Source organism: Frankia sp. CcMO1 (assembly GCF_977945845.1).
In genome coordinates, this window is record NZ_CDWTMG010000037.1 from 3,918 (window position 1) to 29,771 (window position 25,854).

25 protein-coding genes and 1 pseudogene are annotated in these 25,854 nt (G+C 72.8%); 11 read left to right on the forward strand and 15 right to left on the reverse strand.

Annotation, left to right across the window (positions count from 1 at the left end):
- Positions 1 to 226: 226 nt before the first annotated feature.
- Positions 227 to 511 carry a hypothetical protein gene (locus AC08OU_RS07505; RefSeq protein WP_476604570.1) on the reverse strand — a complete coding sequence of 95 codons (285 nt, stop codon included), beginning with the start codon at positions 509 to 511 and terminating at the stop codon, positions 227 to 229.
- 106 nt (positions 512 to 617) lie between these two features.
- Between AC08OU_RS07505 and AC08OU_RS07510 the strand changes: the two genes are divergently transcribed.
- A complete protein-coding gene (locus AC08OU_RS07510) occupies positions 618 to 1,088 on the forward strand; it encodes a hypothetical protein (RefSeq protein WP_476601336.1) in 471 nt (156 codons plus the stop codon).
- A gap of 294 nt (positions 1,089 to 1,382) precedes the next feature.
- Here the strand turns inward: AC08OU_RS07510 and msrB are convergent, their stop codons facing one another.
- On the reverse strand, positions 1,383 to 1,832 hold the full coding sequence (gene msrB / locus AC08OU_RS07515) for a peptide-methionine (R)-S-oxide reductase MsrB (protein WP_476601335.1): 450 nt from the start codon (positions 1,830 to 1,832) through the stop codon (positions 1,383 to 1,385).
- Positions 1,829 to 2,365: a hypothetical protein gene (locus AC08OU_RS07520; RefSeq protein ID WP_476601334.1), complete on the reverse strand. Its 537-nt coding sequence runs from the start codon at positions 2,363 to 2,365 to the stop codon at positions 1,829 to 1,831. Before AC08OU_RS07520 ends, msrB begins: the two co-directional genes overlap by 4 nt.
- A 96-nt stretch (positions 2,366 to 2,461) precedes the next feature.
- Between AC08OU_RS07520 and AC08OU_RS07525 the strand changes: the two genes are divergently transcribed.
- The gene (locus AC08OU_RS07525; RefSeq protein WP_462187849.1) at positions 2,462 to 2,812 is read left to right on the forward strand and encodes an RNA polymerase-binding protein RbpA; all 351 of its coding nucleotides are present in this window, start codon (positions 2,462 to 2,464) and stop codon (positions 2,810 to 2,812) included.
- Positions 2,813 to 3,052: 240 nt separating this feature from the next.
- Here the strand turns inward: AC08OU_RS07525 and AC08OU_RS07530 are convergent, their stop codons facing one another.
- The 4 genes from AC08OU_RS07530 to AC08OU_RS07545 all read right to left on the reverse strand — a co-directional run bounded on the left by AC08OU_RS07530 (position 3,053) and on the right by AC08OU_RS07545 (position 8,253).
- Positions 3,053 to 3,874 carry a polyprenol monophosphomannose synthase gene (locus AC08OU_RS07530; RefSeq protein ID WP_476601333.1) on the reverse strand — a complete coding sequence of 274 codons (822 nt, stop codon included), beginning with the start codon at positions 3,872 to 3,874 and terminating at the stop codon, positions 3,053 to 3,055.
- Positions 3,875 to 4,004: 130 nt separating this feature from the next.
- Positions 4,005 to 5,909 (reverse strand): apolipoprotein N-acyltransferase, encoded by a 1,905-nt coding sequence (gene lnt / locus AC08OU_RS07535; RefSeq protein ID WP_476604571.1) that lies wholly within the window; start codon positions 5,907 to 5,909, stop codon positions 4,005 to 4,007.
- A gap of 165 nt (positions 5,910 to 6,074) precedes the next feature.
- The gene (locus AC08OU_RS07540; protein WP_476604572.1) at positions 6,075 to 7,730 is read right to left on the reverse strand and encodes an amidohydrolase; all 1,656 of its coding nucleotides are present in this window, start codon (positions 7,728 to 7,730) and stop codon (positions 6,075 to 6,077) included.
- A gap of 79 nt (positions 7,731 to 7,809) precedes the next feature.
- The gene (locus AC08OU_RS07545; RefSeq protein ID WP_476599456.1) at positions 7,810 to 8,253 is read right to left on the reverse strand and encodes an Lrp/AsnC family transcriptional regulator; all 444 of its coding nucleotides are present in this window, start codon (positions 8,251 to 8,253) and stop codon (positions 7,810 to 7,812) included.
- A 144-nt stretch (positions 8,254 to 8,397) separates the two neighbouring features.
- Here AC08OU_RS07545 and AC08OU_RS07550 point away from each other — a divergent pair, with 144 nt between their 5' ends.
- From AC08OU_RS07550 to AC08OU_RS07580, 7 genes are all read left to right on the forward strand, one after another.
- Positions 8,398 to 9,318 (forward strand): 5'-3' exonuclease, encoded by a 921-nt coding sequence (locus AC08OU_RS07550; protein WP_476599480.1) that lies wholly within the window; start codon positions 8,398 to 8,400, stop codon positions 9,316 to 9,318.
- A 297-nt stretch (positions 9,319 to 9,615) separates the two neighbouring features.
- Positions 9,616 to 11,997, forward strand: coding sequence for an HAD-IB family phosphatase (locus AC08OU_RS07555; protein ID WP_476599481.1), 2,382 nt, complete (start codon positions 9,616 to 9,618; stop codon positions 11,995 to 11,997).
- Positions 11,994 to 13,142 (forward strand): zinc-binding dehydrogenase, encoded by a 1,149-nt coding sequence (locus AC08OU_RS07560; RefSeq protein WP_476599458.1) that lies wholly within the window; start codon positions 11,994 to 11,996, stop codon positions 13,140 to 13,142. The genes AC08OU_RS07555 and AC08OU_RS07560 overlap by 4 nt, the downstream gene beginning before the upstream one ends.
- 132 nt (positions 13,143 to 13,274) lie before the next feature.
- Positions 13,275 to 14,873 (forward strand): lactate racemase domain-containing protein, encoded by a 1,599-nt coding sequence (locus AC08OU_RS07565; RefSeq protein ID WP_476599483.1) that lies wholly within the window; start codon positions 13,275 to 13,277, stop codon positions 14,871 to 14,873.
- 115 nt (positions 14,874 to 14,988) lie between these two features.
- Positions 14,989 to 16,134 carry a lysophospholipid acyltransferase family protein gene (locus AC08OU_RS07570; RefSeq protein ID WP_476599460.1) on the forward strand — a complete coding sequence of 382 codons (1,146 nt, stop codon included), beginning with the start codon at positions 14,989 to 14,991 and terminating at the stop codon, positions 16,132 to 16,134.
- A 392-nt stretch (positions 16,135 to 16,526) separates the two neighbouring features.
- The gene (locus AC08OU_RS07575; RefSeq protein ID WP_476599462.1) at positions 16,527 to 16,790 is read left to right on the forward strand and encodes a hypothetical protein; all 264 of its coding nucleotides are present in this window, start codon (positions 16,527 to 16,529) and stop codon (positions 16,788 to 16,790) included.
- The gene (locus AC08OU_RS07580; protein ID WP_476599463.1) at positions 16,787 to 17,011 is read left to right on the forward strand and encodes a helix-turn-helix transcriptional regulator; all 225 of its coding nucleotides are present in this window, start codon (positions 16,787 to 16,789) and stop codon (positions 17,009 to 17,011) included. The genes AC08OU_RS07575 and AC08OU_RS07580 overlap by 4 nt, the downstream gene beginning before the upstream one ends.
- 151 nt (positions 17,012 to 17,162) lie before the next feature.
- Here AC08OU_RS07580 and AC08OU_RS07585 read toward each other — a convergent pair whose 3' ends face one another.
- From AC08OU_RS07585 to AC08OU_RS07610, 6 genes and pseudogenes are all read right to left on the reverse strand, one after another.
- A complete protein-coding gene (locus AC08OU_RS07585) occupies positions 17,163 to 18,191 on the reverse strand; it encodes a WD40 repeat domain-containing protein (protein ID WP_476599465.1) in 1,029 nt (342 codons plus the stop codon).
- Positions 18,188 to 19,177, reverse strand: coding sequence for a CobW family GTP-binding protein (locus tag AC08OU_RS07590; protein WP_476599467.1), 990 nt, complete (start codon positions 19,175 to 19,177; stop codon positions 18,188 to 18,190). Before AC08OU_RS07590 ends, AC08OU_RS07585 begins: the two co-directional genes overlap by 4 nt.
- Complete coding sequence (locus AC08OU_RS07595) at positions 19,174 to 20,583, reverse strand: metal ABC transporter permease (RefSeq protein ID WP_476599485.1); 1,410 nt, start codon at positions 20,581 to 20,583, stop codon at positions 19,174 to 19,176. The genes AC08OU_RS07590 and AC08OU_RS07595 overlap by 4 nt, the downstream gene beginning before the upstream one ends.
- Positions 20,546 to 20,908, reverse strand: a pseudogene (locus AC08OU_RS07600) (ATP-binding cassette domain-containing protein); the annotation flags it as partial. The gene AC08OU_RS07595 and the pseudogene AC08OU_RS07600, both read right to left, overlap by 38 nt.
- Before the next feature lie 71 nt (positions 20,909 to 20,979).
- Complete coding sequence (locus tag AC08OU_RS07605) at positions 20,980 to 21,939, reverse strand: metal ABC transporter substrate-binding protein (protein ID WP_476599469.1); 960 nt, start codon at positions 21,937 to 21,939, stop codon at positions 20,980 to 20,982.
- A 237-nt stretch (positions 21,940 to 22,176) separates the two neighbouring features.
- Entirely contained in the window at positions 22,177 to 23,463 is a 1,287-nt protein-coding gene (locus AC08OU_RS07610) for an MFS transporter (protein ID WP_476599471.1), read from the reverse strand.
- 103 nt (positions 23,464 to 23,566) lie between these two features.
- Here AC08OU_RS07610 and AC08OU_RS07615 point away from each other — a divergent pair, with 103 nt between their 5' ends.
- Positions 23,567 to 24,142, forward strand: a complete 576-nt coding sequence (locus AC08OU_RS07615) for a TetR/AcrR family transcriptional regulator (protein WP_476599473.1) — start codon at positions 23,567 to 23,569, stop codon at positions 24,140 to 24,142.
- Here AC08OU_RS07615 and AC08OU_RS07620 read toward each other — a convergent pair.
- Positions 24,127 to 24,579: a TM2 domain-containing protein gene (locus tag AC08OU_RS07620; RefSeq protein ID WP_476599474.1), complete on the reverse strand. Its 453-nt coding sequence runs from the start codon at positions 24,577 to 24,579 to the stop codon at positions 24,127 to 24,129. The genes AC08OU_RS07615 and AC08OU_RS07620 overlap by 16 nt on opposite strands.
- A gap of 263 nt (positions 24,580 to 24,842) precedes the next feature.
- Between AC08OU_RS07620 and AC08OU_RS07625 the strand changes: the two genes are divergently transcribed.
- Positions 24,843 to 25,115: a hypothetical protein gene (locus AC08OU_RS07625; RefSeq protein WP_476599476.1), complete on the forward strand. Its 273-nt coding sequence runs from the start codon at positions 24,843 to 24,845 to the stop codon at positions 25,113 to 25,115.
- A 20-nt stretch (positions 25,116 to 25,135) separates the two neighbouring features.
- Here the strand turns inward: AC08OU_RS07625 and AC08OU_RS07630 are convergent.
- Positions 25,136 to 25,854 (reverse strand): hypothetical protein (locus AC08OU_RS07630; RefSeq protein ID WP_476604573.1); only part of this gene is annotated, 719 nt, incomplete at its 5' end.

A 25,854-nucleotide genomic window follows, 5' to 3' on the forward strand; every position in this document is an offset into this window, starting at 1 on the left:
CGCAAGTTATTTCATTTCGACTCCTCTGCCGCCCACCCGCCGAGCGCAGGCCCTGAAGGCCGCAAACGGTCAGAACCCTGTTGAAGTCACCGCTCGCGCTCCTGACGGCATGGTGCTGCAGCGCAGCTCCCAGGGCTGTCAGTCGGAAGCCGAGCGCACCCTCTACGGTGACCTTCCTACCTGGTTCCAGGCGAAGGTAACCATGGAATCCCTCCCGCAGGTCCGCTCACAGCACGTGCTGGCAGACCCGCGGTTCGACCAGGCCGTCAAACCGTGGGCTGAATGTATGCGCGCGGCCGGTCGCCCTTACCGCAGCCCTGCCGAGCTCCGTGAGAAGGCCCTGCCGGACCAGAAAGAGACCTCGCTGCCCCGTGAGCAGGAGATCGGACTTGCCGTCACCGAGGCACGCTGCGCTGCCGTTTCCGGTCTGGCCGCGAAAGCCAAGGCGCTCGACCTGGAGCACGCCGAGCGGCTCAACCGCCAATACCACGCAGAGCTGGATACCGCCCACCGGCTCCAGCTCGCAGCTTTGCCCTATTACTGCGCAGCTACGCTGACCGCATGTGACGGGGCGGAAGAGAAAACCATCCAAGAAAACACCGAAAAGGGAGACCATCATGCGCACCATTTACCGTGCCCTGGCCGTATCGGCCGTATCGGCCGCCAGCGCGGTCGTGCTGCCCGCCACCGCCCAGGCAGCCCCCCAAACCGGCCGGCCTTCGGCGCCCGCCACCGCCCCGGACGCCTCCGCCAGCGCCACGGCCGACGGCCACCTGCACCTGTGGCGAGACACCGAGGCAGTGGACCCCTTCGGCAATTCGTGGTGCACCTCGTACCTCAGTGACTCCGACGATTGGGGCAGCTGCCGCAACCAGATCTCCTCGTTGTGGAACAACGGCTACCCGGGCTCCCTGGACGACGTCTGGCTGTACTGGGGAACGCATCAGACACACGCTCGCCGGGGAGTCTACAACGGCGTCTACCTCCCGGACCTCGCCCCGTACACCTTCGACGCAGGGACGGGCAGAGGCGCTGGCCAGTCGATTGACAACAACGTCGCTTCCCACCGTTGGACGAACCTCCCGTAAAACGCGGACGGATCTCTCACCCCGCTGCGCCTCGGCGCGGGTGTGCGCGACTTGTTCCTTCAGCTCCAGGCCCACCGGTAGCCGCCACCCCAGGTAGGGCGCCACGGCGCCACCAGCCGCAGATGTTCGGTCCGGGTCGTCGCCGCGGCGGCGGCGACCCGCAGGTGTGGGCCGAGGCATGGAGAAAGATCGTCATCAGTGACGACGGGCCGCACCGCACTCGGCGAGCGGTCGCCTTGCGGAAGAACGGCCGGCCGATGGGGGTGGAGGTGTCGACGGGTCGGTCGGGGTTTTCTAGCGGGAGTTCGGGTCGAGGTCGAGGGCGAGGCTGTTCATGCAGTATCGCTGGCCGGTGGGGCCGGGTCCGTCGTCGAAGACGTGGCCGAGGTGTCCGCCGCAGCGGGCGCAGCGGACTTCGGTGCGGATCATGCCGTGGGAATGGTCTTCGACGAGTTCGAGGGCGTCGGCGACGGCGGGTTGGGTGAAGCTGGGCCAGCCGGAGCCGGAGTCGTATTTGGTGTCGGAAGTGAACAAGGCGGCGCCGCAGCCGCCGCAGCGGTAGGTGCCATTTTCTTTGCTGTAGATGTAGGCGCCGGTGAAGGGGGGTTCGGTGGCGGCGCGGCGGAGGATGGCGTAGCGCTCGGGGTCGAGTTCGGCGCGCCACTGCTCGTCGGTCTTGACGATTTTGTCGGGTCCGGTGGTGGCCGCGGGGGTGGTGGTGTCGTGGGGGTCGGTCTCGGTCATGGTGCGACGGCTGCCTTTCTGCGGGCGGGAGTGGGCGGGGCGGGGTGGTGGTGCTCTCCCCCGGTGTGGTGCTCTCCCCCGGTGTCGGTGGTCGGTGGTGTGTCGGTGTTCGGGTGGTGTCGGGGCAGAGTGAGGGGGACGGCGGCGGTGACGCCGCCGAGGGCGGCGGTGGTCATGGCGGTGCCGATCATGGGTGGGAGTTCGCCGCGGGTGGTGGTGGTCGCAAGGACGGCAACGTCCGCGGCGTCGGCGATCATTCCGGCCCACAGCCAGGTGGTGGTGTCGCGGCGGGTGGTCAGGGCGTGGAGGAGGCCGGCGCCGAGGGCGAGGTCGCGGATGCCGGCGAGTCGGGCGAGCCAGGCGAGCCTGGCGGCTGTGACGCGGTCGACGCCGGTGAGGCGGATGGTGTCGACAGGGCGGCTGAGGGCGAGGATGCCGATGGTGGCGCGGGTGATGCCGAGGGTGGTGGTGTGCAGGGTTCGGGAGCGGGGGGTGCGGTGTTTTGTGGTGGAGTGGGATCGCTGGGTGTTCATGGTCGTGTTGGTGGTCCTTCGTCGGTGGGAACGTCTGGGCTGGCTGGAACGTTGTCGAGGGGTAGTTGCACACGTCTCGACGCTCGGAGGAGTTATATGGGCGAGCGCATCCTGCGGGGAAGCCGTCTCGGTGCTGTGTCCTACGAGACTGACCGCAGCACCGAGCTTGCCCCACGGCAGTCCGCGTCCTACGACTGTCCGAACGGCCACCAGTTCACCATGCCCTTCGCGGCTGAGGCCGAGGTGCCGTCGGTGTGGGAGTGCAGGGTTTGTGGTGGGGCGTCGGTCATTGTCGATGGTGAGCGGCCTGAGCCGAAGAAGGCGAAGCCGCCGCGTACGCACTGGGACATGCTGATGGAGCGTCGGACGACGGATGACCTTGAGGAGGTCTTGGCGGAGCGGTTGGCCGTTCTGCGGGGTACCGGTGCGGACAGGCGTTCAGCCTGATCGGTCTGATCGTTTGGGTGGTTGTGCGGTAAGGGGTCGGGCGCGGGGTGGTTGCCGTGTCCGGCCTTTCGCCGTGTCCGCGGTCGGTTCGTTGTGTCGTGTTCGTTTGTGTTGCGTTTGTGCGGTGGTGGCCGCGTCGGGTCCGGCCGGGTGTCGCATCGTGTTGTGCCGGCTGGTTCCGTGCGGCCGCGGGTCGGGTTGGGCGGTGGTGGGGGCTGGTTCGGCTGGTGGGCGTCGGATTCAGGCGTGGCCGGAGGTGACGCTACGGTTCTGGGGGGTGTGGAGGGGCTCGTGGGGTGTGGTGCCGTGGGGTGTGGTGTCGGTGGCGGTTGTCTTCGGGGTGGGGCGGTGGCGTCGGGTGGTAGCGGCCCACCAGGCGACGCGCCAGAGGGCTTCGGCGACGACGGCGTTGCTCATCTTGGAGGTGCCGCGTTCGCGTTCGACGAAGGTGATGGGGACTTCGTGGACGCGGAAGCCGCGGCGCCAGGCCTGCCAGGCGAGGTCGACCTGGAAGCAGTAGCCCTGGGAGGTGACGCGGTGCAGGTCGCGGTCGCGGAGGACGTCGGCGCGGTAGGCGCGGAAGCCGGCGGTGGCGTCGCGTAGGGGTATGCCGAGGGCGGCGCGGACATAGAGGTTGGCGCCGCGGGAGAGCAGGAAGCGGCGCCGCGGCCAGTTGCGGACCTCTCCCCCGGGTATCCAGCGGGATCCGATGACGAGGTCGGCGTGGTCGAGGGCGGCGAGCAGGCGGGGTAGTTGCTCGGGCTGGTGGGAGCCGTCGGCGTCCATTTCGACGATGACGGTGTAGCCGTGGCGTAGTGCCCAGGAGAAGCCGGCGACGTAGGCGGTGCCGAGGCCGGATTTGCCTTCGCGGTGCAGGACGTGGATGTGGTCGTCGGAGGCGGCGAGTTCGTCGGCGATCTTCCCGGTGCCGTCGGGGCTGGCGTCGTCGATGACGAGCAGGTCGACCGTTGGGTTGGCCGTCCGCAGGCGGCGGGCGGTGTCCGGTAGGTTGTCCCGCTCGTTGTAGGTCGGGACGCAGACGACAACGCGGTTGGGATCCACGCGCTTCCTCTCCTGGTCAGGGACCATGTCCGCGGCGGTGTCTGCCCGGGTGGCGTCACGGTGGGTGGCGCTGTCGGTGTCGTTTCGCGGGGTCATGGGCTTTGGTGGTGTGCCGGTTACGAGGTGCTGGTCATGCCGGCCCGGGTGGTGTGGGCTGTGCGGCGGGTCGGGTGGTGCTGGTGTCGTCGTTACCGGTGTCGTTGGCGGTCATGTCGTCGTTGGCGGTGTCACGGTCCGGGCTTGTGGGGCGGGTTCGCCGGGCGTGGATCACCCCTGCCATCATGGCGGTCAGGCCGAGGGCGATGAGAAGCGCCTCCGGGAGGATCCCGGCCTGGTCGGCGAGGGTGCGGGTGGTACGTCGGGATAGCGCGGCGGTGAGGATGCCTGCTTCGTAGAGGCCGGTTTTGGCAAGCAGGGTGCCGTCGGGGGTGATGATGGCGCTTTCACCGCTGGTGGAGACCTGGACGGTGGCCCGGCCGTGTTCGACTGCGCGCAGGCGTGACATGGCGAGTTGCTGTTGGCTTTCACCCTTGCGACCGAAGGAGGCATTGTTTGTCTGGATGACGAGGATATCGGCGCCGTGGTTGACGGTGTCGCGGACGAGGCCGTCGTAGGCGACTTCGAAGCAGATGATGTCCCCGATGGTGGTGCCGGCGGCGTGGAGCGTGCCGGGGGTGGTGCCGGCGAGGAAGTCGTTGGGCATCTCGTCGGCGAAGCGGTGGATGAGTTTTTCGAGCAGGGCGCGGCCGGGGAGGTATTCGGCGAAGGGGACGGGGTGGCGTTTGACGTACATCTGGCCAGTGAAGCCGTCGGCGGTCCAGATCATGCCGGCGTTGCGGAGGTGGCCTGGTCCGGGGCCGCCCAGGACAGCGCCGACGAGGAGGGGGGCGCCGGCGGTGCGGGCGGCGGCGCGCAGGGCGGTGGCGACGGCGGGGTTGGTGAGGGGGTCGAGGTCGGAGGAGTTCTCCGGCCACAGGACGAGGTCGGGTTGTGGGCGTGTTCCGGTGGTGACGTCGGTGGCGAGGTGCCTGGTGGCGGTGACGTGGTTGGCGGTGACCTGGAAGGCGCGGCCGAGGGCGTGGTAGCCGCCGTCGGCGGGGACGTTTCCCTGGATGGCGGCGACGGTGAGGGTGCCGTGCTCGGGGGTGGTGGGCAGGGGTACGAGCAGGCCGGTGAGGGTGAGGGCGGCGGTGCCGAGGATGGGGGCGGCGAGGCGGCGGGCCGCGGCGGCTGTTGGGAGGGCGCGGGGGGTGGGTGTGGTGCCGGTGCCGGTGCCGTGGGTGGGGGTGCCGTGGGTGGGGGTGGTGATCCTGACGATGGTGAGGGCGGTGAGGGCGGTGAGGGCGGTGAGGGCGCCGGTGGCGGCGACGGCGGCGGTGACGGCGGGTGCGCCGCCGAGGGCTGCCAGGGCGGTGAAGGGGCTGTCGGGCTGGGTGAAGGCGAGTCGTCCCCAGGGGAAGCCGCCGAAGGGGGCTCGGCTGCGCAGCGATTCCTGGGCGACCCAGACGGCGGCGGTCCACAGCCAGGCTCCGGGTAGCCGCCAGACGAGGGTGGTGGCGGGGGCGACGAGGGCGAGGATGGCGGCTTCGGCGAGGGAGAGCACGAGCCATCCGTCGGCGCCGACGAAGGAGACGAAGCGCAGGAGGGGGATGCAGAAGGCGAGGGAGAACAGCAGTCCCAGGCCGTAGGAGGCGCGCAGGCGCCGGTTGCGGACGGCGAGGGTGAGCAGGGTGACCGCGACCGGGGCCAAGGGCCAGCAGCCGACCGGTGGGGTGGCGAGGTAGAGCAGGGCGCCGCCGAGGAGGGCGGCGAGCGGGCGTCGGGTGTGGCGGAGCAGGGTGGGTCGCAGGCCTGCCGGGTCTGGCCGCGGGCCCGTGCGTGGTTTGCCGTTTACCTGCGGTTCGCCGTTCACGGGCGGTTCGCCGTTCACGGGCGGTTCGGGGACGGCTGGTGGGGTGGGGGCCGTGTCACCGGCCGCCTGGTGCGGTGGGGTGGGGCGGGCGGGCGGTGGGGTCACCGGACCAGTTTCGGTCACGTGGGTCGCGTTGAGCACGCCGGCCCTGGTCGGCGGGCGTGTGGCGGTCCTGCCGGTCTTGACGGCCTGGGACTCGGGTCCGTGTCACTATTCGCCGGCGAAACCAAAGCGACTGGTGGGTGCCCAGTGGGGCGGGGGCGATGCTCAGGTGCGGGTCGGTGATGTTCAGGTGAGGGTGTCGTGGAGGATGCGGCCGCGTAGGACGGTGCGTAGGCAGGTCGGGGTGGGTGCGGACAGGTCGGACAGGTCGGGCAGGCCGGCGACGGCGCCGCGGGGGTCGGTGGACCAGGCGGCGATGCGGTCGTCGGGGACTTGGGCGACGAGTTCGCCGGGCACGGCCCAGACGGCGTAGGTGGCGGGGGCGCCGGGGGCGAGGGTGCCGTGGCCGTCGGTGTCGGCGCGGGCGGCGCGCCAGCCGCCTCGGGTTGCGGCGGTGAACGCGGCGCGGGTGGAGAGGCGGGCGGTGGGGGCGTGGTGGGTGACGGCGGCGCGTACGGCGCCCCAGGGGTCCAGGGGGGTGACGGGGGCGTCGGAGGAGAACGCCAGGGGGATGCCGGCGCGGTTCATGGCGGCGAAGGGGTTCATGGCGGCGGCACGGGTGGGGCCCAGGCGGGTGGCGTACATGCCGTTCTCGCCGCCCCAGCGGGCGTCGAAGGCGGGTTGGACGCTGGCGACGAGGCCGAGGGCGGCGATGCGGGGCAGGTGGTCGGGGGTGGTCATTTCGGCGTGTTCGAGGCGGTGGCGGGCGGCGGTGATCCGGTTGTGGCCGAGGGTGGTGGCGGCGGCTTCGAAGCCGTCCAGCACGGTGGTGATGGCGGCGTCGCCGATGGCGTGGAAGCCGGCCTGCAGGCCGGCGTCGGCGCAGTCGAGGACGGCGTCGCGGATGGTGTCGGCGTCGAGGTGGGTGGTGGCGCAGGTATGGGGGGCGTCGGTGTAGGGGGTGTGCAGGGCGGCGGTGTGGGAGCCGAGGGAGCCGTCGACGAAGGCGTCGCCGCCCCAGGCGGTGCCGAGTTCGACGGCGGTGGCGATGTCTCCGGCCCAGTAGCCGACGATGTCGGGCCCGGGGACGGTGCGGGCGTGGGCGAGCAGGCCGGCGAGGTCGTCGGCGCAGGAGATGTCGGGTCCGGCCATCTCGTGCAGGGCGACGATGCCGAGGGCGGCGGCGCGGGTGCGGGTGGTGTTCCAGGCGTCGCGGCGCCCGGTGGGGGTCAGGGTGGCGTCGGCGGTCCGGCGGGCGAGGTGGTGGGCGTGGCCGGTGACGGTGCCGTCGGGGTGCCAGCCGGGGTGGTGGGGGGCACCGGAGGCGGCGGCGAGCGCGGAGGAGATCACCGCGCTGTGGCCGTCGACGCGGGCGAGGTAGACGTGGGCGCCGTCGGCGGCGCGGTCGAGGTCGGTGGCGGTGAGCGGGCGTGGGTCGTCGGCCCAGGTGGTCTCGTCCCAGCCGGTGGCGAACAGGGTGGTGGCGGGGCGGCGGTGGGCGTGGGCGGTGAGGGCGGTGAGGGCGGCGGCGCGGGTGGGGGTGCCGGTGAGGTCGAGGCCGGAGAGGGCCAGGCCGGTGGCGGTGGTGTGGACGTGGGCGTCGACGAAGGCGGGGGTGATCAGGGCGTCGTCGAGGTCGATGACGGTGTCAGCGCCGAGGCGGGTGGCGGCGGCGTCGCAGCCGACCCAGGCGATGGTGTCGCCGTCGGTGAGCATCGCGGTGGCGAACGGGTCGGCCGGGGTGTGGATGCGCCCGCCCCGGTACAGGATGGTGCGGGCGGGTCGGGGGGCGTCGTCGGTCACGGTGGTGAGTCTGCCGCGCTGGATGTGACGCGGATCCATCTGTTCGATCCGGGTAGTGGCCGTGCCCTGAGGCGGTGAGCGGCGGCCGGTCCGGTCCGGGGGGCGGTCCGGGGGGTGTTCACAGGGCGGGGGGGCGTCCTTCGTAGGGAGTGGAGAGCACGACCATGGTGCGGGTGGAGACGTTCGCGGCGGCGCGGATCTGCTGCAGCAGCGTCTCGAGGTCGCCGGGGGTGGCGACCCGCACCTTGAGCAGGTAGCTCTCGTCGCCGGCGACGCTGTGGCAGGCCTCGATCTCGACGATGTGGGCGAGCCGGTCGGCGGCGTCGTCGGGTTGGCTCGGGTCGATCGGTGTGATCGAGATGAAGGCGGTCAGGGGGAGGCCGATCTGGGCGGGGTCGACGAGCGCCGTGTAGGAGGCGATCACTCCACGCTGTTCCAGGCGTCGGACGCGTTGATGGACGGCGGAGACCGACAGGCCGGTGGCTCGGCCGAGGTCGGTGAAGCTCATACGCCCATCTCGGCACAGCAGCTGCACGATTTGACGGTCGAGATCTTCCAGCACGTTCGGAGCGTATGCAGGAGGACAGGGGATGATGTGGATGTTTCTGGTCCGTGGTCTGGTCCCGTTGGGATGGGTGCCGGCTGTGTGCGTGGGGAGAGTGGGACGGTGCTTGTGGGTGAGCGGGCGGGGGCGGACGGGCGGCTGATGCTTGTCGACACCCCGTCGCTGTACTTCCGGTCGTTTTTCGGGGTGCCGCGTTCGGTGCGGGCTCCTGACGGCACCCCGGTGAACGCGGTGCCGGGACTGCTCGACGTGCTGGCCCGGCAGATCGGCGAGGTGCGCCCGAAGCGGGTCGTGGCGTGTTTCGACGCCGACTGGCGGCCGGCGTTCCGGGTGGCGCTGCTGGCGTCCTACAAGGCGCACCGGGCCGCCGATGCCGGGGCCGGCGGGGCAGGGGCAGGGCAGGTCGAGCGGGTGGACGACGACCTGCTCGTCCAGCTCCCGATCATCGGCGAGGTCCTCGACGCGTTCGGGATCGCCCGGGCGGAGGCCGCCGGGTTCGAGGCTGACGATGTGATCGCGACGCTGGCGACCCGTCACCGGGGGGAGGTGGACATCCTGACCGGTGACCGGGACCTGTTCCAGCTCGTCGACGACGCGGCCGGGGCGCGGGTGCGGTACGCGGTGGAGAAGTTCGCGGTGGTCGACGAGGCGGCGGTGACGGCACGCTACGGCGTTCCGGGGCGGGCCTACGCCGATTTCGCGGTGCTGCGCGGTGATCCCAGTGACGGGTTGCCGGGGGTGGCGGGGATCGGGGCGAAGACCGCCGCGGCGCTGCTGACCCGGTTCGGGTCGCTCGCGGCGGTGCTCGCCGCGGTTGACGCCGACGGCGGTGCGGGTCTGCCGGCCGGGGCGCGGCGTCGGTTGCAGGGCGCCCGGGACTATGTGCGTGCCGCGGTGGGGGTGGTGGCGGTGGTGCGGGACGTGCCGGTGGGTGCTTCCGCCGATCTGCTGCCGGCGGCGCCGGTCGATCCGGCGGCGGTGGGGGCGCTCGCCGAACGGTGGGGGCTGACCGGTTCGTGCACGCGGCTGCTGCGGGCGCTGGCTGAGGCCGCGGGTGGCTGAGGCCGGCGTGTTCGTCCGGCTGCCGGAGTGACGCGCAGGGTCATCTCGGCGGGTGGGTGGTGGGGCTGCCCGTCACGGCGCTGCCCTGGTGACGGTAGGTTTCCCTGCGTACCTCGGCGTGGGCACACGCAGGCGGTGCGCCGGTTGACGTCACGGGGGCGGATCGTCGCCTACTGTTGCCCTCCGGGCGAGCTCCGGAGGGGCGGGTGCCCACCCGGACGAGCAGGGCCCAGGCGGTGCAGCGGATGCTCACCGGACGAGCAGGTGGCGGTGCAGGTGACGGCAGCGGAGGTCAGGGTGGGGCTGCGTGAGCGGCTCGCGGGCAGGCGGGTCCTGGTGACCGGGGCGACCGGGTTCGTCGGGGAGGCGCTGCTGGAACGGTTGCTGTCGGACTTCCCCGGCACGGCGGTGGTGGCGCTGGTGCGGCCGCGGGGCAGTCACAGCGGGGCCGCGCGGCTGGCGCGCATGATGCGGAAGCCGGCGTTCCGCGGGTTGCGGGAGGCGTTGGGTGCGGCGGGGGTGGCGGCGCTGCTCGCCGAGCGGGTGGAGGTGATCGAGGGGGATCTGGCGTCGATGCCGGATCTGCCCGCCGACATCGACGTGGTCATCCACTGTGCCGGGGAGGTGTCGTTCGACCCGCCGGTCGACGAGGCGTTCACCACGAACGTCGGCGGGGTGGCGGAGCTGCTGCGGGCGCTTGCGGCCGGGGGGGCCAGGCCTCATCTGGTGCATGTGTCGACGGCGTATGTGGCTGGGTTGCGTTCGGGGCACATCGCCGAGGGGCCGCTGGCCCATGACGTGGACTGGCGGGCCGAGTGGGATGCGGCGTCGCGGGTGCGCCAGCAGACCGAGGACGCCTCGCGGGCGCCGGAGTGTTCGGCGCGGTTTCGGGCGCAGGCGTCGCGGCGGTTCGCCGCCGCCGGGGCGCAGACGGTGTCGGCGGAGGCGGAGCGGCTGCGCCGGGCGTGGGTGGCGCGGCGGATGGTGACGGCCGGGGGTGAGCGGGCGCAGGTGCTGGGGTGGACGGATGCGTACACGTTCACCAAGGCGTTGGGTGAGCGGTATCTGGAGGATCATCACGGGGACCTGCCGTTGACGGTCGTCCGTCCCTCGATCGTCGAGAGCGCGCTGCGCCGGCCGTTCCCGGGGTGGATCGAGGGGTTCAAGATGGCCGAGCCGCTGATCCTGGCCTATGGCCGCGGTGAGCTGCCGGACTTCCCCGCCTCCCCGGACGCGGTGGTGGACATCATCCCGGTGGATCTGGTTGTCAACGCGATCCTGGCGGCGGCGGCGATGGTGCCGCCGGCGGGCACCCCGGCCTATTACACGGTGTGTTCGGGTTTTCGTAATCCGTTGCTGTTCCGGGATCTGTACGCCTATGTGCGGGACTATTTCCGGGCCGATCCGTTGCCGCGGCGCGGCCGGGGGACGTTCGCGGTGCCGGAGTGGCCGTTCGCGGGGGCAGCGGCGGTGGAGGCGAAGCTGCGTCGCTCGGAGCGGCTGGTGGGGTTGGCGGGCCGGGCGCTGGAGCATGCCCCGCCGTCGGAACGGGTGCGCCGGCTCGCCGGGGAGTTGGAGCGGGCGGAGAGCCGGGTGGGGTTTCTGCGCCGCTACTCGGATGTGTACCGGGCGTACACGAAGGCGGAGCTGGTCTATGTCGACGACGCCACGGGTGCGTTGCACGCGGCGATGGACCCGGCCGATCAGGCGGAGTTCGGGTTTGATCCGGCGTGTTTCGACTGGCGGCACTATCTGCAGGACGTGCACTGCCCGGCGGTGACGGCGGTGCTGCGCCGGCCGCGTGATCCCGCGCCGCCGCGGCGGCTGTCGGGGCATCTGGCCGCCGGTGACGGGGTGCTGGCGGTGTTCGACCTGGACGGGGCGGTGGCGTCGGCGACGGTGATCGAGTCGTATCTGTGGATGCGGTTGGCGGACGCCTCGGCGCCGCGGCGGGTGCGGGAGCTTGCGTCGCTGGCGGTGGCGTTGCCGCGGTATGTGCGTGCGGAGCGTCGTGACCGGGGGCATCTGATGCGGTCGGTGTACGCGCGCTACGCGGGGGTGGATCCGGCGGAGTTGGAGCGGCTGGTGGTGGAGGTCGCCGGGGACATTCTGCTGCGGCGGGTGAAACCGGCGGGGATCCGTCGGGTGCGTGAGCATCGGGCGGCGGGGCATCGCACGGTGCTGTTGACCGGGGCGGTGGAGGTGTTGACGCGGCCGTTCGCGCCGTTGTTCGACGATGTGATCGCCGCGCGGCTGGAGGTGGGTGCAGATGGTCTGCTGACCGGCCGGTTGGAGTCCTCGCCGCTGGTCGGGGATGCGCGGGCGGCGTTTATCGATCATCATGCGCGGGTGTTGGGGGCGGATCTGGGGGTGTCGTGGGCGTATGCGGACAGCCAGTCGGATCTGCCGTTGCTGCGGGCGGTCGGTAACCCGGTGGCGGTGAACCCGGATCTCGCGTTGCATCCGGTGGCGCGGGGGGCGGGGTGGCCGATCGAGGAGTGGGCGTCGGCGGCCGGGGAGCCGCGCCTGGTCGTCGGGGATCGTCGGGAGCGTGGCCTGCGGGCCGCGGCGGCGCGGGCGGGGGCGGGGGCGGGTGGGATGCCGGCAGCGGCCTTGGGCTCGGGACCAGGACCGGGCTCGGGGTCGGCGGGGGTCGTGGTGTCGGGGGGTGGGCGGTGACCCGCGGGTTGGAGCTGTATGCGTCGGTGCCGCGGCAGGCGGCGTCGCGGCTGGTCGGGGCGGGACGGTCGGGGTGGTCGGGGCTGGCCGGGGTGGCGGCGCCGCTGCGCTATGTCGAGCATGGTGATCCGGTGGTGCCGGGCCCGGGGTGGGTGACGGTGCGGCCGCGGCTGGCGGGGATCAGCGGGTCGGATCTGGCGTTGGTGACGGGTCGGGTGTCGGCCTATCTGACGGCGATGGTGGGTCTGCCGTTCGTGCCGGGTCAGGAGGTCGTCGCCGAGGTGCAGGAGTCGGTGACGTTGGATGACGGGCGGGTGCTGGCCGCCGGGGACCGGGTCGTCGTCGACCCGGCGCCGGGCAGTGGCCCCGGGACCGGTGACGGCGGGGTCGGTGACGGCGGGTTGGCGCGGGGGGTGGGCGGCGGTGGGTGGAGCCGGGTGATGCTCGCCCACCGTGGGCAGCTGTGCCCGGTGCCCGCGACGCTGCCGGATGCCCGGGCGGTGCTCGTCGACCCGCTGGCCGCCGCGGTGCATGCCGTGGACCGGGCGCGGGTCGGCGCCGGGCAGCGGGTCCTCGTCGTCGGGGCGGGGGCGGCCGGGTTGTGCACGGTGCTTGCGTTGCGGGCCCATACAGAGGCGGGGCAGGTGGCGGTGGTGGCGAAGTATCCCCGCCAGGCGGAGCTGGCGCGCCGGTTCGGGGCGGACGTGGTGTTCGACCCGGGCGGGGCGGTCGCCGGGGTGCGTCGGGCCACGCAGGCGATGCGGGTGTCGCCGCGGGCGGGTGGGGCGTTCCTGCTCGGCGGGGTGGATGTCGCGTTCGACGCGGCGGGGCGGGCGTCGTCGTTGTCCACGGCGCTGCGCACGACCCGGGCGGGGGGGCGGGTGGTGCTTTCGGGTGTGCCCACGGGCCGGGTGGATCTGACGCCGTTGTGGGCGCGGGGGTTGGAGCTGGTGGGGGCGGCGCGGCTCGGCGCGGCGCCCTCGGTGCTGGCCCGGGCGTTCGCGTTGGCCGCCGGCGCCCCGTTGGACGGGGTGGTCGCGGCGACGTATCCGCTGACCCGCTGGCGGGAGGCGTTGGAGCATGCGTTGTGCGCGGGTCGGCTCGGTGCGGTGCGTATCGCGTTCGATCCGACGGTGGCGCTGTGAGCGGGCGTGCCGGGATCGGGCGGGGGCCGGGGTGGGTGGGGGCATGGCGGGTGGGGGCATGGTGGGGCTGCGCCGCCGGGCGGGGCGCCAACACGGAGGGGTTGTCCCTTCGTGCCGGACGTGGAAGGGATCGTGCTGGTGAGACCGGGGTTCGTGCTCGAGGTCGACGAGCGGACTCCCCCGCTGCTGGTGCACCAGGGTGAGGGCGTGCTGCTCGAGCAGTTCCCGCTCGGGACGCGGGTGGTCTATCCGCCCGAGTCGCTGCCCGGGGCCGGTGACGTCGAGGCGGCGATCGCCGCGGCGTTGGCAGCGCCGGTGGGCAGCGAGCCGCTGGCGGCGTTGCTGCGTCCGGGGATGCGGCTGACGATCAGTTTTGACGATCTGTCGACGCCGTTGCCGCGGATGCGTCGCCCGGATGTGCGGGGGCGGGTCATCGAGGCGGTGCTGACGACGGCGGCGGCGGCCGGTGTCGACGATGTGGCGCTGGTCGTGGCGAACGGGTTGAACCGGCGGTTGAGCGCCGGCGAGGTGGAGCGGATCGTCGGGGAGCGGGTGTTCCGCTCGTTCTGGCCCGGGCAGTTGCGCAGCCATGACGCGGAGGATCCGGACAATCTCACCGTCGTGGGGGTGACCGGCGCCGACGAGCAGGTGGAGGTTTCCCGCCGGGTCGCCACCGCCGACCTGCTGGTGCATGTCGGGGTCGCGCAGAGCCCGGCGGCGGTCGGTGCGGGCGGGCTCGTGACCGGCCTGTCGTCGTATGCGACGCTGCGTCACGTGCACAGCGTCGCCGCGGCGGTCCGCCGCGCCGGCCTGCCCGGGGCTGGGGGCGTCGGGGATGGGGGGGTTGGTGCGGCGGCGGGCCCGGCGGCGCGGATGGGTCGGCTGCTGTGCGAGGCGGTGCGGGTGTTCGCCGTCGCGGTGACGGTGAACGCCGCGACGGCGCCGGTGCACTATCCGTTCCTGACCCGCCGGGAGTGGGAGTGGTCGCTGGCCGATCAGGCGATGGCGGTCGGGCTGGGCCGTGGCCTGGAGCTGGTGGGGTCGCGGGCGCGCCGCCGGCTGCTGCGTGACTTCGCCGCCGACTATGCGGTCACCTCGGTGAGCGCGGGGGATCCTACGGCGGTCGCGGCGGCCGCGGCGGCGGCGGTCGACGCCCAGCAGCGGGTCACCGTCGACGGGCAGAGCGACGTCGTCGTCGTCGGGCTGGGTCCGTTCGGGCCGTTCGACGCGGGGGCGGTGGTCAACCCGGTGCTGGCGGCGCACGGCGCGCTCGGGGAGGTTTTCGGCCGGTACCGGGGGCGGCCGGTGGTCCGCGAGAACGGGGCGTTGATCGTCTACCATCCGCTGGCGCCGCGGTTCTCCCAGCTGCACCACCCCTCCTACGTGGACTTCTACGAGGAGGTGCTCGCCGAGTCGACCGAGGCGGCGACGGTGGAGGCGAAGTTCGAACGGCAGTACGCCACCGATCCCTGGTATGCGTCGCTGTATCGGACGTCGCTTGCTCATCACGGGGTGCATCCGTTCCACCGCTGGTATGAGGCGGCGCCGGCGATGGCCCATGTGGGGGATGTGGTGTGGGTGGGCGGTGATCGGGTGGCGTGCGCGCGGCTGGGGTTCCGGGCGGCGTCGACGTTGGCGGATGCGTTGGAGATGGTGTCTGGATCGGTGGGCCGTGATCCGTCTATCACCTATCTGCACTCCCCACCCCATCTGATCGCCGAAGTACGGTGACCGCGGGAGATGCGGGTCACGGATCGTGCGGTCGCCGGGTGGGACGCGGTGGCCATGCGCGGCGGAGCACAGGTGCCAGCGGTGGACCGGATCGGCAGGGGCAGAGGTGAACGGGATGGCGGGTAGGCCGCGACGGGGTGTGGGGCTGCGGGCGGTGGTGGCCGGGTGGCGGCCGGGGGGCCGCGGGCCGGTCCCGGGCAGCGCCGAGGCGCATCGGATCCCCGAGGTGCCGCGGGAGTTCCCGACCGCGTGGGCGCGTCGCCCGGCAGCGCGGGCCGCCCGGGGGGTGTTTCTGCGCGGGGCGATGCGCCCGCTGCTGCGGACGACGCTGACGGTGGCGGTGCACGGGGCGGAGGCGTTCGACGGGGCCCGCGACACCCCGGTGATCATCGTGTCGAATCACAGCAGTCATCTGGACGCCCCGCTGCTGTTGTGCACGGTGCCCGGGTGGGTGCGGGCGCGTACGGCGGTGACGGCGGCGGCGGACTATTTCTTCGACAGTGCCTGGCGGGGGGCGTCGAGTGCGTTCGCGTTCGCGACGGTGCCGATCGAACGGCACGGTGGGGCGCCGTCGGCGACGCCGATGAACCTGCTGGGGGACGGCTGGAACCTGGTGATCTTCCCGGAGGGGGCGCGGTCGCGGGACGGGGCGCGGGGCCGGTTCCGGTTGGGGGCCGCCTATCTGGCGATCAACGCGGGGGTGCCGGTGGTTCCGGTGGGGCTGCGGGGTGCGTACGCGGCGATGCCGCGGGGACGGTCCTGGCCGGTGGCGGGCCGTCCGCCGGTGTCGGTGCGGTTCGGCCGGCCGATGCGCCCCGCGCCGGGTGAGGATGTGCGGGCGTTCACCGCGCGGCTGGCCGCCGAGGTCGACCGGCTCTGCGCCGAGGACGCGACCTCCTGGTGGGAGGCGACGCGGGCGGCCTTCGCCTCGGGTCTGCCCGGTGCGGCCGGGACGGCTGGGACGGCCGAGGAGGCGCAGGCCGGGGATGCGGCGCAGGTGCCGGCGACGCGCTCGGCCCCGGACGTCGCCGCGACGGGCGCCGGGAACACCGGTGGTGCGGCCGGTGGTGGGGGCTTCCCCGGTCGAACCAGCCCGCGGGCGGTCCCCCGACCGGGTGGGACGGGTGGGGCCGCGGGGTCGGCGGCGGTCTCCGCGCGGCTGCGTGGCGCCCCGAACACTCCGACGGCACGGTGGCGGCGGATCTGGGCGGCGACCGAGCCGGCGCCGCGCCCCGGGTCGCGTTCCCCCTGGCGGCGTTAGAACCGGGCCGCGGCTTAGCCCGGCGAGGTCGAGGACGGCCAGAGCGCGGGGCCGGTCTGTTGAGCCTGGCCCAGGCGACGGTCGAGTTCGGCGTCCAGCCGCGTGGTGGCGTCGGCCACGCCGGTCTCCTCTCACTCCTCCCCAAGGATACGGGTACGCCTACGTAGCCGTATCCTTCTGCATCGATGTCCAGAGCCGCCTATGACAAGCAAACTTGACTTGATGGAAAGCCAGCTTTACGTTCATACCATGATCGATGAGACGCGGCAGGACAACGTGACACGTGCCGCCCGCAGGGCGATCTTCCTGGACGGTCTCCCCGTCGCCACCCTCGGAGGGATCGCTCTGGCCCTGGGCAGCGACCCTGACCAGACCGCCGCCCAGGAGGCCTGGTGGCTGGGGTCAGCAGCGCGTTCACGCTCGCCGTGGCATGGGTATTGCTGCGCGCCTTCCGCCGCGCCGACGAGTACCAGCGCAAGATCCAACTGGAGAGTATGGCGATTGCCTTCGCGGCAGTCCTGGTAGGGCTTCAGCTAGCCGCTCTGCTCGACGCCGCTGGCATCGTCCAGCTACGCCAGCTCACCCAGATAATCACCATCGGCGGCGTGGCGATGTGGCTGCTGATCGCAGACCTACGCACCCGTCTACGCCGATGAAGAACCAGCTGCGCGCGCCGCGGGCGGAACGCCGGTGGAGCCAGGCCGACCTGGCCGACCGATGCCGGGTATCCCGGCAGACCATCAACGCGATCGAGACCGAACGGTACGACCCCAGCCTTCTCCTGGCCTTCACCCTCGCCGACATCTTCAGCCTGGCCATCGAGGAGATCTTCATCCCCGACCGGTCAGGGACAACCACCGCCACCGACCGGCCCTGAGCTCGGCTGTTACGAGCACGGTTTTCGTCCCGGTCCCGGCCAGGCCGTCGCGCAATCGGAGCCCATGGCATGGCGAGGATCCAGCGATGGAGGTCGACCAGCACGAGCGCGGTTTCCCGCCTGGCCGGATGCCGGGCAGGTCAGACCCTCCTTAACGGCCGCCTTCCAGGTAGGCGCCGGTGTCGAACGCGTACAGGGTGCCGGCGCGGGTGGCGATGAGGATGCGCCGCTGGTCGAGCCAGGTGAGGGCGGTGGCCGGGGCGTCGAGGTCGAACCGGTGCGCCGGTCGGGCGGGGCGGCCGGGCGCGGCGGCGGTGACGCACCACAGCGCGGCGGTGGCGTCGGCGCCGCAGGTGGCCAGGCCGGCGCCGGTCGCGGGCTGCCAGGCGAGCGCGGTGATGGTGTCGTGACCGCGCAGCAGCCGGGGCTTGCTGCCACCGGGGCCTTTGCCGGCGAAGTCCCAGACGGTGACGTCGGGGGCGCCGTTGTTGGCGAGCCATCGCCCGGTGGGGTCGAACGCCAGCTGGGTGACCTTGCCCAGGTAGCCCGGCATCTCCAGTTCCTGCCGGTCGCGGGTGCGCCAGATGTGCACGCTGCGGTCCTGGTTGCCGGTGCAGACCCACCGGTCGTTGGCGCCGACGGCGATCGCGAGGTGCGAGCCCGGGTAGCGCAGGTGTTCGACCGGGTCGGTGCTGTGCCGGGCGTAGCGGTAGGCGCCGCCGTAGGCGGCGGCGACGACCTCGCGGCCCGCCCGCAGCCAGGCGAGGTCGGTGACGGTGCTGGGCGCCGGGCCGGTGCACCACAGCAGGCTGCCGTCGGCGGCGTGCACCCGGACGTGCCGGCCGCAGGCGACCGCCACCCGGTTGGCGCCGTACCAGCGGGCGCGGGTGGACCAGCCGGCCGTGCCGTACGGGCTGTGCTGCTGGCCGGTGGTGTGCCACAGCCGGTAGCCGGTGGGGCCGGTCAGCGCCAGGTGGGCACCGTCGGGGGAGAACGCGGCGTCGAGCAGGCCGCCGTCGACCGACAGGGAGGCGGCGGGCTCACCGGTGTCGGCCTGGTGGATGGCGCAGGTCCCGTCGGCGCCGGCCACGGCGAGCAGCCCGCCGGCCGCGCTCACGGCGACGGGGGTCTCGTCGATCCTGGCCTGCCACAGCGGGGCTTCGATGGTCGCGGTGCTCATGCGGCGGTGGTGAGGCAGGCGGTGAACCCGGCCTCCAGTTCGGCGCGGTCGAGGTTGCGGCCGATGAAGACCAGCCGGTTGGTGCGTGGTTCGTTCTCGCGCCAGGGGCGGCCGGTGTCGCCGTCGAAGAGCATGTGCACGCCCTGGAAGACGTACTGGCGGTCGTTGCCGGCCAGGGCGAGGATGCCTTTGAACCGGAAGATGTCCACGCCCTTGCTCGCGAGGAGCTTGCCGAGCCAGGCGTTGAGCTTGTCGATGTCGACGTCACCTGGGGTGTCGATGCCGACCGAGGTGACGTCGACATCGTGCTGGTGGTCGGTGCTCTGCAGGAACTGCGGGTCGGTCTGCAGGACGCGGGAGAGGTCGAACGCGCCGACGTCGAGGATGGCAGCCAGGTCGATCTTCGCGTGCTGCGCCGGGATGATGTCGGCGAGGGCGTTGATCTGCCGCAGCCGGGTCTGGATGCCGCCCAGCTGGTCGGGGTCGACCAGGTCGGTCTTGTTGAGCACGAGGCGGTCGGCGAAGGCGACCTGCTCGACGGCCTCGTTCTCCACCCCGTCGGGTTTGATCTCGTCGAGGTGGGTGAGGATGTGCCTGGCGTCGACGAGGGCGATGATCGCGTCCAGGCGCAGCTGGCCGCGGATCTCGTCGTCGACGAAGAAGGTCTGCGCCACGGGCGCGGGGTCGGCCAGGCCGGTGGTCTCCACCAGGATCCGGTCGAAGCGGTCGCGGCGGCGCATCAGCGTGCCGAGGATGCGGATGAGATCCCCGCGCACGGTGCAGCAGATGCAGCCGTTGTTCATCTCGAAGATTTCTTCTTCGGCGTCCAGGACGAGGGCGTCGTCGACGCCGAGCTCGCCGAACTCGTTCTCGATGACGGCGATGCGCAGGCCGTGCTGTTCGCTGAGGATGCGGTTGAGCAGGGTGGTCTTGCCGGAACCGAGAAAACCGGTCAGCACGGTGACGGGTACCCGGGTATCAGTCATTCTTTTTCTCCTTCAGGTGACAGGGCGGCGCGAACGGACTCGGCGGTCAGCTCGGCCATCGGCTGGTGCAGCGTCCAGCGGCGCGTCGGCGCGCCCGCGGACAGCACGGCAATGACGGTTTCCACAGGTGGGCAGCCCGGCTCGGCGCAGGCCAGCTGCTGGATGACCACCGTGTGGCTGTCGTCCAGCAGCAGCATGTCGCGGACGACCGCCTTGAGGGCGGCGGCGTTGGCCCGGCCGGTGCCGTCGGGCCGGCCGGCGGGGCCGGCGAGGCCGGCCAGTGGGGTTGTCGGATTGGTGGTCAGGATGTTCTCCCTTGGCCGGTGGTGGTTTGGTCGCAGCCGGCCAGCGGCACACGCCCATGGTCGGTGCGGGGGCCGGGGCGGGCGGCGCGGGTCAGCGCGGCGGCGGCGACCTCGGGGCCGGCGGGCAGGCCGAGGTGGTAGCTGGCCAGCAGCCCGACCAGCCCGGCGGTGACGCCGAGGCCGGCGGCTGGACAGCAGCCGGGCGGCGGCGGCCGGGGCGATGCACAGCGTCAGCGCCATCAGGACTCCGACGGTGGTCAGGCCGATCACGACTACGAGGCCGAGCCCGAGGATGACCGCGGTGTCGACCAGGCCGGTGCGCACGCCGAGGGTGCGGGCGTGGCCCGGGTCGACGGTGGTGGCGACCAGCAGCGGCAGGCATCCCGCGGCCGCGGCGACGACCAGCGCGGCGATCGCCAACTCGATGATCACATCGGTGGTGGTGACGGTCAGCGGGTTGCCGAACAGCACGTGCGAGAGGGCACGAGGCTCGGTGCTTTGCGATACCCCGATCACCCCGAGGGCGAACAGTCCCTGCCCGACCACCCCGATGGCGCTGTCCTCCGGCAGCCGAGCCCGGACCACCAGCACGGCGACCAGCAGCGCCATCACCGCCGCCGCGACCAGCCCGCCGGCCAGCAGGGAGGCGCCGAGCAGCGCGGCGGCGGCGAGGATGGCGTGGCTCATCGCGTCGGTCAGGTACACCAGGCGGCGGCTGGTGGCCCACACCCCGGCGACCGGTGCGGCCACGCCGACGGCCAGGGTGGTGACCAGGGCGCGCTGCATGAACGGGTACCCCAGTGGCCTCGGCTGGCTGACGGGGCCGTCGGCGAGTACCGCCCGGTCGATGACCACTGCCCGGTCGAACAGGCCACGGGCCAGGTGCAGCTCGTGCAGCGCGCAGCAGACCGCGATGCCGCCGGTGGCCAGCTCGGTCAGCGCGGCCAGCAACGCGCTGACGCTCGCGGCGTCCAGGCCGTCGCACGGCTCGTCGAGCAGCAGCACGTCCGGTTCCTGCGCCAGGGCGCGGGCCAGCAGCAGCCGCTGCGCCTGTCCCCCCGGACAGCTCGCCCACCGGCCGGTCCGCCAGGGAATACAGATCCATGCGTAACAGGGCCGCCTCGATGGCGCGGCGGTCCGCGGCGGCTGGCCGCCGCCACCGCCGCCGCGGGGAAAGCCGGCCGGTCGCCACCGCCTGGCGGACCGAGATGGGCAGGTCCCAGCGCGGGGTGGCGCGTTGCGGCACGAACGCCACCCGCACCTCGCTCGTCCCCCGCAGTTCGGTGCGCCGGTGGTGGCATGCCGTCGCCTGGCGGGTGACGGTGCCCTCGTGGGGGGTGAGGCCGGCGAGGGCGCGCAGCAGGGTGGACTTGCCGGCGCCGTTGCGCCCCACGAGGGCGACCAGCTCCCCGGCCGCCAGGGCCATGTCCACGTCTTCGATCGCGGTGACCCGCCCGTACCGCACGGTCAGGCCGCGCGCCGCCAGTACCGGCGGGTTCACCGGCACTCCAGGCCGGTGTGCAGGCGCCGCCCGTTGCCGCGCATCACGCTGAGGTAGTCCTGACCGGCACCCAACGCCTTGCCCGGGTCGAACTCCAACGCGGCGAGCAGGTCCACCCGGGCGCCGATCGCCGTGGCGACGGTCCTGGCCAGATCGGGTGGCAGCGCCTCCTCGAAGAACACCGTGTGTGCCCTGGCCGCCCGGGCCGTGTCGGTGATCTCGGCGAGGGTCCTGGCGTCCGGCTCCGCGTCCGGCGACAACCCGGCGATCGGGATCTGCCGCAGCCCGTACCGGTCGGCCAGGTACCCGAACGCGGCGTGCGAGGTCACGATCGCCGTCTGCGCGCAGCCGGTCAGGCCCGCCCGCAGGGCCGCGCCCAACCCGTCGAGGTCACGCCCGAGCGTGGCCAGGTTTGCCCGGTAGTCCGCGGTGTGCTCGGGATCGGCGTCGGTGTAGGCGGCGGCGACCACGCCGGCCATCGCCTTCATCCGCACCGGATCCAGCCAGACATGCGGGTCCTTGCCGCCGGACAGGGCCTCCTCGCCCAGTACCGCCGGCGCGGGTCGCAGGCTCACCCCGGGCGCTGCGAGCAGGTCTCGACGGATCACCGCGGGCGCGCTGTCGCTGACGGCCTTTTCCACGTCCGGCTGGAAACCCGCCCCGAGGTAGAACACCACCTTTGCCTCGGCCAGCGCCTGGGCACCGCGGCCGTCCACCGCCAGGTCGTGCGGTTCGGAACCGGGCGGGGTCAGGTTCGTCACCGTCACCCGGTCCCCGCCGATCCGCTCGGCCAGGAACTGCACCGGGTAGAAGTTGGCCACCGCCGGCAGCCGGCCGGCGGCGGCCTCGGCGGTGGCAGCCCGGTCGCCGCCACAGCTGGCGATCAAGGAAACCGCGAGCGTGGCGGCGCCGCCAAGCGCCAGCAGGCGGGATGCAAAGGCAAAGGATCGACTCACACCCGGCACCCTACATAGAAACAAAAAAACCATTTTCAACAGCACTCTACCGGGTGACTGCAGGTGGAGTCAGGGACCGCGGACCGTGCTCAGGTCCTCCGGATTCGCCGGCCGAGGGCCGCCGGGCGCCGGGCGCCGGGCGCGGGTGAGCAGGCCGAGGAGCGCCAGCGCGGCGAGGGCCATGACGACCAGGCCGTACCCGCGGGCGGTGGGCAGCAGCCCGTGGTGGGTGACCAGCTAGCCGGCGACGACCGCGGGGACGCCGAAGGCGAGGTAGCACAGCACGTAGACGGCCGAGAGCAGGCCGGCGCGTTCGTGCGGGGCGACCAGGGGGATCAGGACGCGCAGGCCGCCCTGGAAACTGGCGCCGAGACCGATACCGGCCAGCGTGGTGCCGGCGAAGAACGTCGGGGTGGAGGGAAGGTCCGCGCCGAGCAGGGTGACACCGACGCCGACGAGCAGGCCCAGGGCGCCGAGGAACATCACGGTGCGGGGGGCGGTGTCGCGCACGAGCAGCACCGTCAGGGCCGCGGTCACGGTGATGGCGAAGACCGCGAGACCTCCCAGCACGACCCAGCGGGAGTCGACGACGAGACGGGCCAGGCTCGGGCCGAGGGAGAGGTAGAACCCGCTCAGGGCCCAGGAGGCGACCAGGCAGGGGGCGGCGATCAGCAGGTCGCGGCGGGCGGCGGCGGGTACGCCGATGGTCGGGCGCAGCGACGCGATCGCTCCGGGGATGCGCGGTGCGGTCTCGGGCATCGCCGCGACCCCGACCGCCTGGGCAAGCACGATCGCGCACAGCACCAGGTAGACCAGACGGGTGGGAGCGGGCAGGTAGGCCACGAGCAGACTGGACCCGAGGGCACCCAGGGCCAGGCCGGTGAACGGGCCGACTCCGTTGGCCAGGGTGCCGCGGGCCCGGTCGAGGTCGAGCAGGCCGGCGCCGAGGGCGCCGCTGGCGGCGCCGGTCGCCAGGCCCTGCAGAACGCGGCCGATGGTCAGCTCCCCTACCCCGCCGGCGGTGGCGAACACCGCGAGGGCGGCGGCGAGCAGCAGCGAGGAGGTGAGCAGCACCGGACGGCGCCCGATGTGGTCGGAGAGGGCTCCGACGGTGAGCAGTGCGGCGAGGACGGCCAGGGCGTACACGGCGAACACGGCGAACACGGCGAACACGACGGTCACGGTGATCGGGGAGAACCCCCAGCGGGCCTGGTAGACCGGGTAGAGGGGGGTGGGGGCCGAGGACGCGGCGAGGAACGAGCCGATCATCGACGTCTGCAGGAGGAATCCGGCGCGCGGGGACAGCCTGCCCCGGTGGGGCGCCGTGCCCGGGTCGGGCGGGGCGTCGCGGGCCGCGGCCTGCCGCGGCAGGGCCACCGCCGGTACCGGGGCGGAGGCCGCCGAGGACGGGCTCCCACCACCGCCGCCGGTACCGGCGGCGCCGGCCTGGCCGGCCTGATTGGTCTGGCCGGCCAGACCAATCAGGCCGGCGGGGAGGCCGGTGGCGATGGGTTGGGAGGACATCGGGTTTCCCTTCACCGGACAGCTAAAGCTAAGATTTTGCGTTAGCGCCCGACGGTACCCTCGGCCCGACGTTAACGCAAAGGATGTGCGTTAGGCTGGATGCGTGAGTCCGTCCGAGGGTCCGCGGCCCGGGGGGCGTAGCGCGCGGGTCCAGCAGTCCGTGCATGCCGCGGTGCGCGCGCTGCAGGCCGAGCGGGGTCGGCACGAGATCACGGTGCCGCTGGTCGCCGCCCGGGCGGGGGTGACCGCCTCCACCGTCTACCGGCGCTGGGGGGACCTGACCGAGCTGCTCGCCGACGTCGCCGCCGAGCGGCTGCGCCCGGAGACCCCGCCGGCGGGCACCGGGTCGCTGCGCGGCGATCTCGCCGCCTACTGCGAGCAGTACCTGGAGGAGATGTCCTCCCCCACGGGCCGGGCGTTCCTGCGCGACCTGGTCGCTTCCTGCTGCGACGACCGGCCGGCGTGCTGCTGTGACCTGTACATCCGCAAGCAGATCGGGGTCATCGTCGAACGGGCCGCGCGTCGCGGTGAACCCGCCCCCGGGGTCGGTGAGATCGTCGAGGGGGTCATGGCACCGATGATGTACCGCATCCTGTTCGTCGCCGAGCCGGTCGATCTCGCCGACGCCCGCCGGTTGGTGGACGCCCTGCTCGCCCGCGGTGGTCAGCCGCGCGGGTAGCCGAGCCGGGTGTTGTACTTCTGGACCGCCGAGGCGGAGCTGACCATGGCGATCACCCACACGATGAACCACACCGGAACAGTGATGATCAGTGTGACGATGAAGAAGGAGAACATCCACAGGAACAGGTCGGCGATCAGGAGCACGACACCCGTGGTGGTCCTGCCGGCGTAGATGTGGCCCACGCCCAGCCACAGGAAGGTCAGCAGCAGCGCGACCGCGACCGACTTCGGCGGCACCGGCGGGTAACCCTGGCCCGGGCCGGGACCCGGGAAGGGCTGCGGCGGGCCGATCGGGTACGGCGTCGGGCCCGGCCCGCCGGCCTGGCCATGAGGCGGCCGCGGCGGCTGTCCGTACGGCTCGTGTCCGTACGGCTCGTAGTATCCGGCCGGCCCAGGCTGCTGCGGCTGCCGGTGCGGGTCGTCCCACCCTGTCATGTGGCTCCCGATCTTGTCGGCGCACACTGTAACAGGATCATCCGGTTACGTGCATGGACCGGAATATCGGAACCGCGACCGGCATCCCGGCCTTCGGGAATGTGACGTTTACCATACAAAGATCGTTATGTGGATAAACCTGTCGACAAGCCGGTGGGTAACCTGCCGCGACCCTGTGGATGCCCTGTGGGGCAATGCTGATCCCCGGATTCGCCGAGAAGTCAAGACGTTGCGGTGCGTACCAGCCGCGATATCACTGGAGTGTGACTCTGGCGCATCTGACTTCTCGTCCGACCACCACCACCCGGCCCGCCGTACCCACCGCGCCGGGCAGCGCGTCCGTGCTGCCGCCCAGCGTCGCCCGGGTCGCCGCCCGCACCCGGCTGTCCGCCGAGCTGCTGGCGGCGGTCCTGGAGGTCGAGCGGCGCACGCGGGCCACCCTCGAGGACATCGAACGCGCCGACGCACTGGCCGAACGGCTGCTCGTGCGCCGCGGTGCGCGGCTGCGCGCCGCGGCCGGCCGGCCGGCCCGGTGACCTGCTCCCCCGGGCTCGGCTCAGGCGGCGCCGGCCCGCAGCGAGGCGCGCTCGGCGTGTGCCGAGGTGAGCATCAGGATCTCGTTCGTCCTCAGGGTGAGCACCCGCGACGGGCGCTTGTCGAGGATGTCCTCCACCTCGAGGAGGGCGGCTTCGGCCACCGCGGGATCGCGGCGCAGCGTGGCGGCGGCGAGCGACGCCAGCGCCCAGCCGCGGTCGAGGGTCGCCGGGGTGGTCAGGTCGATCGCGGTGTACGCGGCGGAACGCGCCCCGGGCATCCCGAGGCGGGCCATCGCGTCGGCGACGACGCAGGCCTCCCGGACCTCGTCGAAGGGGGGCCAGCCGGGATGGCGCAGGCCGAGCACAGTCGGCCGGTTGCGCAGCCGGTTCAGGGCGGCGTCGAGGGCTGCCTCGTCGCCGGTGGCCGCGGCGACGGTGGCCTGCACCGCCGCTGCCCAGCCGTGCAGGTAGGGATGGTCGACAGCGGCCGCCTTGGCCGCGGCGTTGCGGGCGGCGGCGTAGCGCCCGGTGACGAAGGCGATCGCCGCGTCCAGGCTGTGCGCGGTGCCGGTGAGCAGCCGGTCGTCGAGCTGGGCGGCGAACTGCTCGGTGAGGGTCGCGAACCGCCGCGCCGAGGTGTCGTCGCCGGTGTCAACGGCCAGCATCCCGAGGGAGAACGACAGGTAGCCGGCGACCCGGGTCAGTTCGGCGTGCACCGTCGGGGACAGCCGCCGGGATC

Coding starts and splice junctions, on each gene's coding strand:
- AC08OU_RS07585 (WP_476599465.1), bottom strand. CDS start 18,191: ATGAGCACCGCGACCATCGAAGCCCCGCTGTGGCAGGCCAGGATCGAC.
- AC08OU_RS07525 (WP_462187849.1), top strand. CDS start 2,462: ATGGGCGAGCGCATCCTGCGGGGAAGCCGTCTCGGTGCTGTGTCCTAC.
- msrB (WP_476601335.1), bottom strand. CDS start 1,832: ATGACCGAGACCGACCCCCACGACACCACCACCCCCGCGGCCACCACC.
- AC08OU_RS07520 (WP_476601334.1), bottom strand. CDS start 2,365: ATGAACACCCAGCGATCCCACTCCACCACAAAACACCGCACCCCCCGC.
- AC08OU_RS07620 (WP_476599474.1), bottom strand. CDS start 24,579: ATGACAGGGTGGGACGACCCGCACCGGCAGCCGCAGCAGCCTGGGCCG.
- AC08OU_RS07540 (WP_476604572.1), bottom strand. CDS start 7,730: ATGGATCCGCGTCACATCCAGCGCGGCAGACTCACCACCGTGACCGAC.
- AC08OU_RS07580 (WP_476599463.1), top strand. CDS start 16,787: ATGAAGAACCAGCTGCGCGCGCCGCGGGCGGAACGCCGGTGGAGCCAG.
- AC08OU_RS07550 (WP_476599480.1), top strand. CDS start 8,398: ATGCTTGTCGACACCCCGTCGCTGTACTTCCGGTCGTTTTTCGGGGTG.
- AC08OU_RS07510 (WP_476601336.1), top strand. CDS start 618: ATGCGCACCATTTACCGTGCCCTGGCCGTATCGGCCGTATCGGCCGCC.
- AC08OU_RS07590 (WP_476599467.1), bottom strand. CDS start 19,177: ATGACTGATACCCGGGTACCCGTCACCGTGCTGACCGGTTTTCTCGGT.
- AC08OU_RS07570 (WP_476599460.1), top strand. CDS start 14,989: ATGGCGGGTAGGCCGCGACGGGGTGTGGGGCTGCGGGCGGTGGTGGCC.
- AC08OU_RS07610 (WP_476599471.1), bottom strand. CDS start 23,463: ATGTCCTCCCAACCCATCGCCACCGGCCTCCCCGCCGGCCTGATTGGT.